Origin of the sequence: uncultured Stenotrophomonas sp., assembly GCF_963519925.1 — a bacterium.
Lineage (GTDB): Bacteria > Pseudomonadota > Gammaproteobacteria > Xanthomonadales > Xanthomonadaceae > Stenotrophomonas > Stenotrophomonas maltophilia_AE.
Map to the genome: position 1 here is coordinate 17,591 of NZ_CAUQPH010000045.1, position 10,213 is coordinate 27,803.

The 10,213-nt window shown below is 65.7% G+C and carries 7 protein-coding genes; 2 read left to right on the forward strand and 5 right to left on the reverse strand.

Translation table 11 applies throughout. The features are described from left to right. Window positions 1-5 precede the first annotated feature (5 nt). Window positions 6-3,620, forward strand: coding sequence for a hypothetical protein (locus tag RWO33_RS10310; protein ID WP_314104747.1), 3,615 nt, complete (start codon window positions 6-8; stop codon window positions 3,618-3,620). A gap of 649 nt (window positions 3,621-4,269) precedes the next feature. Further along, complete coding sequence (gene rpoH / locus RWO33_RS10315) at window positions 4,270-5,145, forward strand: RNA polymerase sigma factor RpoH (RefSeq protein WP_145478975.1); 876 nt, start codon at window positions 4,270-4,272, stop codon at window positions 5,143-5,145. A gap of 122 nt (window positions 5,146-5,267) precedes the next feature. Here rpoH and purD read toward each other — a convergent pair whose 3' ends face one another. The 5 genes from purD to RWO33_RS10340 form a co-directional block, all read right to left on the reverse strand. After that, window positions 5,268-6,554 carry a phosphoribosylamine--glycine ligase gene (purD, locus tag RWO33_RS10320; RefSeq protein WP_314104748.1) on the reverse strand — a complete coding sequence of 429 codons (1,287 nt, stop codon included), beginning with the start codon at window positions 6,552-6,554 and terminating at the stop codon, window positions 5,268-5,270. A gap of 45 nt (window positions 6,555-6,599) precedes the next feature. Beyond that, window positions 6,600-7,610, reverse strand: a complete 1,011-nt coding sequence (rhuM, locus tag RWO33_RS10325) for a RhuM family protein (RefSeq protein WP_314104749.1) — start codon at window positions 7,608-7,610, stop codon at window positions 6,600-6,602. A 77-nt stretch (window positions 7,611-7,687) separates the two neighbouring features. Further along, a complete protein-coding gene (gene purH / locus RWO33_RS10330; protein WP_314104750.1) occupies window positions 7,688-9,271 on the reverse strand; it encodes a bifunctional phosphoribosylaminoimidazolecarboxamide formyltransferase/IMP cyclohydrolase in 1,584 nt (527 codons plus the stop codon). Window positions 9,272-9,400: 129 nt separating this feature from the next. Further along, on the reverse strand, window positions 9,401-9,676 hold the full coding sequence (gene fis / locus RWO33_RS10335) for a DNA-binding transcriptional regulator Fis (RefSeq protein ID WP_026069829.1): 276 nt from the start codon (window positions 9,674-9,676) through the stop codon (window positions 9,401-9,403). A 112-nt stretch (window positions 9,677-9,788) separates the two neighbouring features. Beyond that, window positions 9,789-10,213: DUF3426 domain-containing protein (locus tag RWO33_RS10340; RefSeq protein WP_314104751.1), on the reverse strand; the 425-nt coding region annotated here is incomplete at its 5' end.

Sequence of the window (10,213 nt, forward strand, 5' to 3'; positions counted from 1 at the left end):
TGACCATGAACTGCAAGACCTCACTCAGCCTCCTGATGTTCCTGTCGGTGCTGTGCTTGCCGACCACGCACGCACAGGCGCCGCAACCGCTGCCCGAAGTGCCCACCACCCTGTGCGGGGTGGACGGCTGCCGGCAGGGCAATGACCTGCTGCTGCAGGTGCGTCCGGCGGCGGATGCTCCCGCCGGTCCTGCGGAACCCGGCGCGGTGGTGCCGGCACCCAATGGTGCGTCGGCCACCGAGCTCCCCGATGGCGCCGTGGTCTGGGCCACCGAAGATCCGGCGCTGTCGGCGCCGGTGCTCAATGTGCAGACCGGCTCCATGGCCCCGTTCGAGAACGGCCGGCTGACCAAGCCGCTGCGCTTCCACGGCTACAACAACTACGCCTCGTTCATCGAGCGCCTCGAAGTGGTGATCTACCGCGGCAGCGACACCGACCTGGTCACGCCGCTGGCGCGCATCGAGATGCCGGTGGACTACGTCGGCAACACCGAGTGGGACGGGCAGCTGCCGGACAACCTCAACCTGCGCGTTGGCGACGACCTGCAGTACATCGCCCGGGCCTACGGCCGGGATGGTTCCTTCGACGAAACCAACGCGCAGCGCTTCCAGCTGGTACTGCCCACCGACTACGAACGCGGCACCCAGCTGGTGCGGGACAACGTGCAGCGCACCCTGGGTCGCGTGCTCGATGGCGATGATGCGCAGGCCCAGCAGCTGAGCAATGCCATCTACGGGCAGAACGCGCTGCGCCAGCAGAACATCCCGATCTATGGCTCGCGGGTGCGGATCTACGGGCGTGGGTTGAGCCCCAATGCACGGGTGATGATCAACGGCCAGAGCTTCCCGGTGGACCTGGAGCAGAAGTTCGCTGCCGAGTTCCTGGAGCCGATCGGCGAGCACCGGTACACCGTGCAGGTGGAGGCCATGGATGCGCCGACGCTGACCCGCACGCTGGCGGTGGACGTCACCGGCAGCTACCGCTTCCTGGTGGCCTTGGCCGATGTGACCCTGTCCAGCAACACCGCCAGCGGCAATCTCGACCCGCTCGCGGCCGACCGCGACCAGGACGACAGTTTCCTCAGCGAAGGACGGCTGGCGTTCTACCTGAAGAGCAAGCTGCGCGGGAAGTACCTGGTCACCGCGCAGGCCGACACCTACGACCGCGAACTGAAGCGGCTGTTCGACGGCTTCCTGGATGCCGACGCCCGCGACGTGTTCCGCCGCCTCGACCCGGACCAGTACTACCCGGTGTACGGTGACGACTCCACCACGTATCGCGACATCGACACGCAGGGCAAGCTCTACGTGCGCGTGGACTGGGACCAGAACCAGGCGCTGTGGGGCAACTTCGCCACCGGCTTCACCGGCACCGAGTATGGCCAGTACGTGCGTTCGCTGTACGGCGCGGCGGTGAGCTGGCGCTCGCGTGCGACCACGCCGCTGGGCGACCCGCGTTCGCTGCTGAAGGCCTTCGGCTCCGAGGCGCAGTCCGCGCTCGGTCACAGCGAGTTCCTCGGCACCGGCGGCAGCCTCTACTACCTGCGCCACACCGACCTGCTGCCCGGTTCGGAGCAGGTGGTGCTGGAAGTGCGCGACCGCACCACGGGCAGGACCGAAGTACGTACCAACCTGCAGCGCGGCGTGGACTACGAGATCAACGAGATCCAGGGTCGCCTGTTCCTGACCCGCGCGCTGTCCCAGATCACCCGTGAGAACGTGCGCACGCTGACCCGCGATACGCCGCTGGATGGCTATGACCAGCTGCTGCTGGTGGACTACGAGTACATCCCGCTGGGGTTCAGCACCGATGACGTCAGCGCCGGCCTGCGCGGCAAGCAGTGGTTCGGCGACCACGTGGCGGTCGGCGGTACCTACGTCGACGAAAACCGCAGTGGCGACGACTACAGCCTGATGGGCGCCGACCTCACCCTGCAGGCCGGCCGTGGCACCTACCTGAAGCTGGAGCAGACCCGCACCGAGGCCACCGCCGCACCGATCTTCTATTCGGACAACGGCGGCCTGAGCTTCATCCAGCGCAATCCGGTCAGCGGCGACCGCAAGGGCGATGCTCGCGCGGTGGAAGCGCGCGCCAACCTGCGCGAGCTGGGCTGGACGAAACAGGACTGGAGCATGGGCGCGTGGTGGCGTGACGTGGACGCCGGCTTCTCGGTGTCACGCATGGACAGCGGGCTGGCACTGGAAGAATACGGTGCCGAATTCCTGGGCTATTTCACCGACAACCTGAGCCTCTACGGTCGGCACAGCCGTGCCGAGCGTGGCGAGGTGGCCGTGGAGCAGTCGCAGCTGACCATGGACTGGCGGCTGGGCAACGATGGCCAGCTGGGCGCCGAACTGCGCCGGGTGCGCGAAGAGAATGCCGGCACCGACGTGGATGGCACGCTGGCCGCGTTGAGTTATCGGCAGCGGCTGGGCGCCAAGTGGGAGCTGTACGGGGTAGGGCAGCTGACCGTGGACGACGACGGCGGCGCCTACGAAGAAAACGACCTGGCCACGCTGGGGGCGCGCTACCTGTTCGGCAACCGCTCCAGCCTGGGCGCGGAAGTGAGCAGCGGCAGCCGCGGCGACGGCGCGAAGCTCGAAGGCGAGTACTGGATGACGCCCGAGCACAGCTTCTACGGCAACTACAGCTACAGCACCGACCGGACCACTACCGACCCGCTGTACGACACCGGGCTGCAGTCGGGCTGGACCCTGGGACAGCGCTGGCGCCTGAGCAGCCAGGTCAACGTGTTCAATGAAAGCCAGTACCTGAAGGACCGCCGCGACGACAGCGCGGGGCTGGTGCATACCTTTGGCATGGACTTCTATCCGGCGCAGGGCTGGACGCTGGGCTTCACGGTGATGGACGGCGAACTGGACGCCACCACCGGCCGCGTCGATCGCCGCGCCTACAGCGTCAACGGCGGCCGCACCGATGCCGACACGCAGTGGACCAGCAAGCTGGAATACCGCCGCGACGAAGGGGCCGAAGACCGCCGCCAGTGGGTGACCACCAACCGGCTGCTGTACAAGGTCAACGAAGACTGGCGCATCGCCCTGCGCGCCAACTACGCCGACACCGATGACAGGCGCAACCCGCTGGCCGACGCCAAGCTGGTGGAGTCGAACCTGGGCTTTGCCTGGCGGCCGCACGACAACACCCGATGGGCGGCGTTCGGCAAGTACACCTATCTGTATGACGTGGCGTCGCTGGGGCAGGAGGGCGGCAACGTGTACGACCAGAAGTCGCAGATCGTCTCGTTCGAAGGGGTGATGCAGGTGAGCGACCGCTGGGAGGTCGCCGCCAAGCTTGCGGGGCGCTGGGGCGACTACCGCACCGGGCGCGGCGAGGGCGCATGGCTGGACAGCCGGGTCAACTTCTCGGCGTTGCAGCTGCGCTACCGGTTGTTCGCGCAGTGGGAGGCCATGGGCGAGTACCGCTGGCTGGACGTGCGCGAGGGCGGCGACAAGAAAGGCTGGCTGGTGGGCGTGGACCGCCAGGTGGGGCAGAACTTCAAGATTGGTGCGGGGTACAACTTCACCGAGTTCAGTGATGACCTGACTGAGTTGCGGTATGAGGCGAAGGGGTTCTTCTTGAATCTTTCGGGGTATTACTAGGATTCGGTATTGTCTGGCCTGCCACGCATGGGGTATTCCCGGCTTCGGAATTGGCTGGCTTGCCACGCAAGGCGTGTTTCCGGCTTCGGAATTGTCTGGCCTGCCACGCAAGGCGTGTTTCCGGCTTCGGAATTGTCTGGCCTGCCACGCAAGGCGTGGCACTACCGGGCATTGCGGCTTCCGAGGTCGGCTTCGGTGGCATTACTGTGGGGTGTGGGGAGGCGCGGCGTAGAGCCAGGCCCTGCCTGGCTGCTCTTGCGGGCGCACGTGGCATCCGGGCTTTTGGGCTGCTCATTCGTGCGGAACTCCCTGCCGCGTAGAGCCAGGCCATGCCTGGCTGGCACCGTCCGACGCCGGGATTTTGGGCTACCGTTCAGCTCTGCCGGCGCTTCGGCTGAATGCCTGGCAACATTTTCATCCTGAATGGGCCGATCTTTGTGGGATTGTCCTGCCCAAAACGACGTGGTGGTGACATTTTGGCCCGTATCGTATTGATTTATAGTGAAATTGCGACGAGGGGCGGCAACTCGCAACTGTCACCATTTCGCGGTACGTTAGGGGCCTGATCTGCGTCAGCGTTTCACCTGCGGAACGCTGGAACTTTTTGAACTGTCAGCAGTCCAAATACAGGACTGATAAGATGACCCCTATGAGCCAGAACATGTCTACTGCCCTTGTGGCAAACAATCTCCCGATTCCCAGTGCGCTCGGTTCGCTGGACGCCTACATCGGCGCCGTGCACCAGATCCCGGTGTTGACGGTCGATGACGAACAGGACCTGGCCCGCCGCTTCCGCGACGAGCAGGACCTGGACGCCGCGCGCGAGCTGGTCCATTCCCACCTGCGCTTCGTGGTGCACGTGGCCCGTGGCTATAACGGCTATGGCCTACAGCTGGGCGACCTGATCCAGGAAGGCAACATCGGCCTGATGAAGGCCGTGAAGCGCTTCGATCCGGACATGGGCGTTCGCCTGGTGTCTTTCGCTGTGCACTGGATCCGTGCCGAAATGCACGAGTTCATCCTGAAGAACTGGCGCATCGTCAAGGTCGCCACGACCAAGGCGCAGCGCAAGCTGTTCTTCAACCTGCGCAAGTCCAAGACCCGCCTCGGCTGGTTGAACGCGGCTGAAGTCACCGCCGTCGCCAAGGACCTCAACGTGTCCGAGCGCGAAGTGCTCGAGATGGAATCGCGCCTGTCCGGCCGCGATATCGGTTTCGATGCGCCCAGCGATGACGACAACGATCACGCGCCGCCATCGCCGGCTGCGTTCCTGGTCGCCAACGACGAAGATCCGTCGATGGCCTACGAGCGTGCCGACAGCGAAGACAACCAGCTGCAGCTGCTGCGCGAAGGCCTGGCCGAGCTCGACGCCCGCTCGCGCGACATCATCCGTCGCCGCTGGCTGGACGCCGACAGCAAGGTGACGCTGCAGGAGCTGGCCGATGAGTACGGCGTGTCCGCCGAACGCATCCGTCAGGTCGAAGCGAACGCGCTGAAGAAGATGAAGGCGTTGTTCACCGCCTAACGCGGCAGCAAACGCAGCAGACAGAAAACCCGGCATCGCCGGGTTTTTTGTTGCGGCAGAGGCGTGCCCACCAACGGTGGGCACCTACCGCCAAGGTAGAGCCGACTGTTAGTCGGCTGCTCTTACGCCGTCTCGCGCGCGATCGCTCGCCAGCCGATGTCGTTGCGGTGGAACTCGTGCTCCCACGTCACCTTCGCCACGCCCGCATACGCATTGGCCTGCGCATCGGCCACGCTGTCGCCCAGCGCTGCCACGCACAACACACGCCCACCCGCGCTGAGCACCTGGCCCTGCGCGTCCAGTGTGGTGCCGGCGTGGAACACCTTGGCCGTAGACGGCACCTGGTCCAGCCCGTGAATCACATCACCGGTCATCGGCGTTTCCGGGTAGGGCGCCGCCGCCATCACCACGCCCAGCGAGGGGCGCGGGTCCCACTGCGCTTCTACTTCATGCAGGCGTGCATCGATCGCTGCTTCGACCAGTTCCACCAGATCCGACTGCAGCCGCAGCATCACCGGCTGGGTTTCGGGATCGCCGAAGCGCACGTTGAATTCGATCACCTTCGGCGCGCCGCTGGCATCGATCATGAGGCCGGCGTAGAGGAACCCGGTGAACGGAATGCCGTCGGCGATCATGCCCTGCACGGTGGGGTTCACCACCTCGCGCATGACCCGTGCGTGTACCTCGTCGGTGACCACCGGTGCAGGTGAGTACGCGCCCATGCCGCCGGTGTTCGGGCCGGTATCGCCGTCGCCCACGCGCTTGTGGTCCTGCGAGGTAGCCATCGGCAGCGCCGTGGTGCCATCGACCATCGAGATGAAGCTGGCTTCCTCGCCATCGAGGAATTCCTCGATAACCACGCGCGCGCCGGCATCACCAAACGCGTTGCCCGACAACATGTCGCGCACGGCGTCTTCGGCCTCCTGCTGCGTCATCGCCACGATCACGCCCTTGCCCGCCGCCAGCCCATCGGCCTTGACCACGATCGGTGCGCCCTTGTCGCGGACGTAGGCCAGCGCTGCGTCCACCTCGGTATGCACGGCATAGAACGCGGTGGGGATGCCGTGGCGGGCCAGGAAGTCCTTGGCGTAGGCCTTGCTGCCTTCCAGCTGCGCTGCCTTCGCGGTCGGCCCGAAGATGCGGTGGCCCGCAGCGCGGAAGCGATCCACCACGCCGGCCACCAGCGGCACTTCCGGCCCGACCACGGTGAGCTCGATGCCTTCCGCCTGCACCAACGCCAGCAGCCCGTCCAGGTCAGTGACTTTCACCGGCACGTTGCGGCAGCCGGCCTCGGTGGCGGTGCCCGCGTTGCCCGGTGCAACCAGCACCTCGCTGACACGTGACGACTGGGCCAGCTTCCAGGCCAGGGCATGTTCACGGCCGCCGGAGCCGATGACGAGGATTTTCATTAGGGCGTTCCTGGGATGACAGTAAGAAAATAAGGTTGGAACCGGTCAGTCCTGCTTCACGGCGGAGGCGAGACGCTTGGCTTCTGTTTGCAACTGCCGCATGTCGACCTCGGCCTCGCGCTCAGATGTGATTCCGTCCGCTACGCGGCGCTCCGCGATGATCAACTCCATCTGCTGATTCGAGATGCGGCCCGGACCGTTGAGCACAGCGCGTTCGTTGAAGTCCAGGAAACGGTCGGTCTGCGTGATCCAGTCGTCCATCCGGGTTTCGATGCGACGCTCGGCACGGTCTTCTGCGAAGTCGAGGAACATGGTGACCAGCCGGTTCAGCTGATCGAGTTCCCTCTGCGTCAGGTAGTTCTTTGACACGACCGCGTCGGACTTGCGGGGCTTGTCGCCCAACCAGTTCGTCAGGCCCATGTGAGGCACGTCGGGATCGGCACGCTCGACAATCAGCTGCGCAGCGGTGCGGCCGGTAATGGCGAAGACCAGCTTGTTCTGGATGCTGGCGAAGAACGTCTTCGCTGTTGCTGCCGTGCCGTCGTAATCGCTGCTGCTGGCTTTGAACAGATCACGCAGCGTCTGATAGAACCGCTTCTCCGAGCTTCGGATGTCGCGGATGCGGAGCAGCAGTTCCTTGAAGTAGTCCGCGCGCTCGGCGTCCTTGAGTCGTTCGTCGTTGAGCAGGAAGCCTTTGACCAGGTACTGCGACAGGCCCTCCGCTGCCCAACGGCGAAACTGCGCGCCTCGTGGTGATCGCACGCGGAACCCCACCGCCATGATGAGTTCTAGCCGATAGGTCTTCACGGTACGCCGCACCTCGCGGGTCCCTTCCTGTCGAACCTGTAAGTAATCCTTACACGTTGCCGACTCTTCAATCTCAGCGTCATCGTAGACTGACTGGATGTGCTGGGTGATGTTCTGGGGCGTGGTCTGGAACAAAGCCGCCATTTCTGCCTGCGTCAGCCAGACCGTACCTTCCGCGGCGCGCAGATGAACTTCCGTCCGACCGTCATCGGTGCGGTACAGAATCAGCTCGCCATGGTTGTCGGTCATGCGATCACCCTCCAGCTCCGGTCAGAACCTGTCAGCAGGCGCCGACGCCTGGTCGGCCCCCACCTTACGCCGAACAATCAATGCCGGAAGTGACGCACGCCGGTAAACACCATCGCCAGGCCGTGTTCGTCGGCCGCAGCAATCACCTCGGCGTCGCGCATCGAACCACCCGGCTGGATCACCGCCTTGATGCCGGCGTCGGCAGCGGCGTCGATGCCGTCGCGGAACGGGAAGAACGCATCGGACGCCATCACCGAACCTTCGACCACCAGGTTCGCGTCGGCGGCCTTGATGCCGGCGATGCGGGCCGAATACACGCGGCTCATCTGCCCGGCGCCGACCCCGATGGTGCGGTTGTCCCTGGCGTAGACGATCGCGTTGGACTTCACGAACTTGGCCACGTTCCAGGCGAACAGCAGGTCGGTGAACTGCTTCTCGGTGGGGGCCAGCCTGCTGACCACGGTCAGTTCATCACGGCCCATGCCACGGTTGTCCGCGCTCTGCACCAGCAGGCCCGAACCGATGCGCTTGGTGTCGTAGTTGTTGCGACCGTCGCCGTGCGGAATGCGCAGCACGCGCACGTTGGCCTTTTTCTGCGCGTATTCCAGCGCGGCCGGCTCGTAATCCGGGGCGATCAGCACTTCGACGAACTGGCGGTCCAGGATCACCTTGGCGGTAGCGGCATCCAGCGGCTTGTTGAAGGCGATGATGCCGCCGAAGGCGCTGGTCGGGTCCGTGGCATAGGCCAGCTCATAGGCATCGCCGTTGCCGGCACCGACGGCCACGCCGCACGGGTTGGCATGCTTGACGATCACGCAGGCCGGCGCGTCGAACTGGCGCACGCATTCCCACGCCGCGTCGGCATCGGCCAGGTTGTTGTAGCTCAGTTCCTTGCCCTGCAGCTGCTGGAACGTGGCCAGCGTGCCGGCCACCGGCGACAGGTCGCGGTAGAACGCGCCGGCCTGGTGCGGATTCTCGCCGTAGCGCAGGTCCATCACCTTCACGAAGCTGGAATTCATCTGCGCCGGGAACTCGGTGCGCAGCGGCACGGCCGCATCGGTGGCGGTCACCGCCGAAAGATAGTTGCTGATCGCTGCGTCGTACTGTGCAACGCGGTTGAACGCCGCCACCGACAGCGCGAAGCGCTTGGCCGCCGAGAGCTTGCCATCGTTGGCATCCAGCTCGGCCAGCAGTTCCGCGTACTGCGACGGATCGGTGGCCACCGCGACGCGGGCGAAGTTCTTCGCCGCCGAACGCAGCATGGCCGGGCCGCCGATATCGATGTTTTCCACCGCATCGGCCAGCGTGCAGCCTGCATCGGCGGTGACGCGCTCGAACGGGTACAGGTTCAGCACCAGCAGGTCGATCGGGGCAATGCCGTGTTCGGCCATCACCGCCTCGTCCTGGCCGGCGCGACCGAGCAGGCCACCGTGCACCAGCGGGTGCAGGGTCTTGACCCGGCCATCCATCATTTCCGGGAAGCCGGTGACATCGGCCACGTCCTTGACCGGCAGGCCGGCGTCGCGGATCGCCTTGGCGGTACCGCCGGTGGACAGCAGCTCGACGTTGCGGGCAGCCAGGGCGCGGGCCAGGTCGAGCAGGCCGGTCTTGTCGGAAACGGAAAGCAGGGCCCGGCGCACGGGCAGCAGATCGGAACTCATGGGGGCAGGAGATCGAAGCGGAGCGGGCCCATATTGTAGGCCGTACCGACCGGCGGTCGGTACCTGCCGGGTAAAACGACCGCCTCACTGCCCGCTACGGTAGGTACCGACCGTTGGTCGGTACGTCCGTCAGGTCGTGATGCCGTATTCCTTCAGTTTCTTGCGCAGGGTGGCACGGTGGATGCCCAGCATCGACGCCGCACGGCTCTGGTTGCCTTCGCAGTGGTTGAGTACTTCCACGAACAGCGGGATTTCCATCTCGCGCAGGACGATCTCGTACACATCGTCCGCGTCGCAGCCGTCCAGGTCGCGCAGGTAGCGTCGTACCGACTGGGCCACGTGTTCGCGCAGCGGCGGCTTCGGCGCGCCACGACTATTGTCAGGACGAGAAAGGACTGCGTTCAAGAAGGATCCCGGTGCGAAGCCAGGGCGGACCACAACCCTGGCGGAAAATTTGGAGGGGGTCAGTCTAGCGCGTGCGCCGCCGCCCCGCCACGCTCGCGGGCAGGACGCCGGGTTACAGGAACTCGAAGGTGAATGCGACCGTCGAGGCGGCCGGCTCGCGGACCCGGAAGGCGATCTGCGCGCTCTGGCCGGGCTCCAGCAGTGCAGCCGCGTCGGCGCCCACCTCCAGGTAGTCCTGCGGAGTGAAGACGCTGCTGCCGATGACCCGGCCATCGGCATCGGACAACGACAGCCGCAGCGACGGCCACGCCTGCGCCCAGCGTGCGTCGTTGCGGAAGCTGGCGTGCACCTGCAGCGCGCCGGGTTGCCCGACGACCGGTCGCACATCACGGCTGATCATGCTGAACGCTGCAGGGTCCTGCCAAGCCGGCAGGCTGCAGCGCAGCACGCTGCACAGCCCAGCCACCCAGGGCCGGCTGCCGGCGTCGGCGGCCAGCCGCGCACGGTCGGCCACGGCGATCTGCAACGCCAGCAGCG

Coding starts and splice junctions, on each gene's coding strand:
- RWO33_RS10310 (WP_314104747.1), top strand. CDS start 6: ATGAACTGCAAGACCTCACTCAGCCTCCTGATGTTCCTGTCGGTGCTG.
- rpoH (WP_145478975.1), top strand. CDS start 4,270: ATGAGCCAGAACATGTCTACTGCCCTTGTGGCAAACAATCTCCCGATT.
- purD (WP_314104748.1), bottom strand. CDS start 6,554: ATGAAAATCCTCGTCATCGGCTCCGGCGGCCGTGAACATGCCCTGGCC.
- rhuM (WP_314104749.1), bottom strand. CDS start 7,610: ATGACCGACAACCATGGCGAGCTGATTCTGTACCGCACCGATGACGGT.
- purH (WP_314104750.1), bottom strand. CDS start 9,271: ATGAGTTCCGATCTGCTGCCCGTGCGCCGGGCCCTGCTTTCCGTTTCC.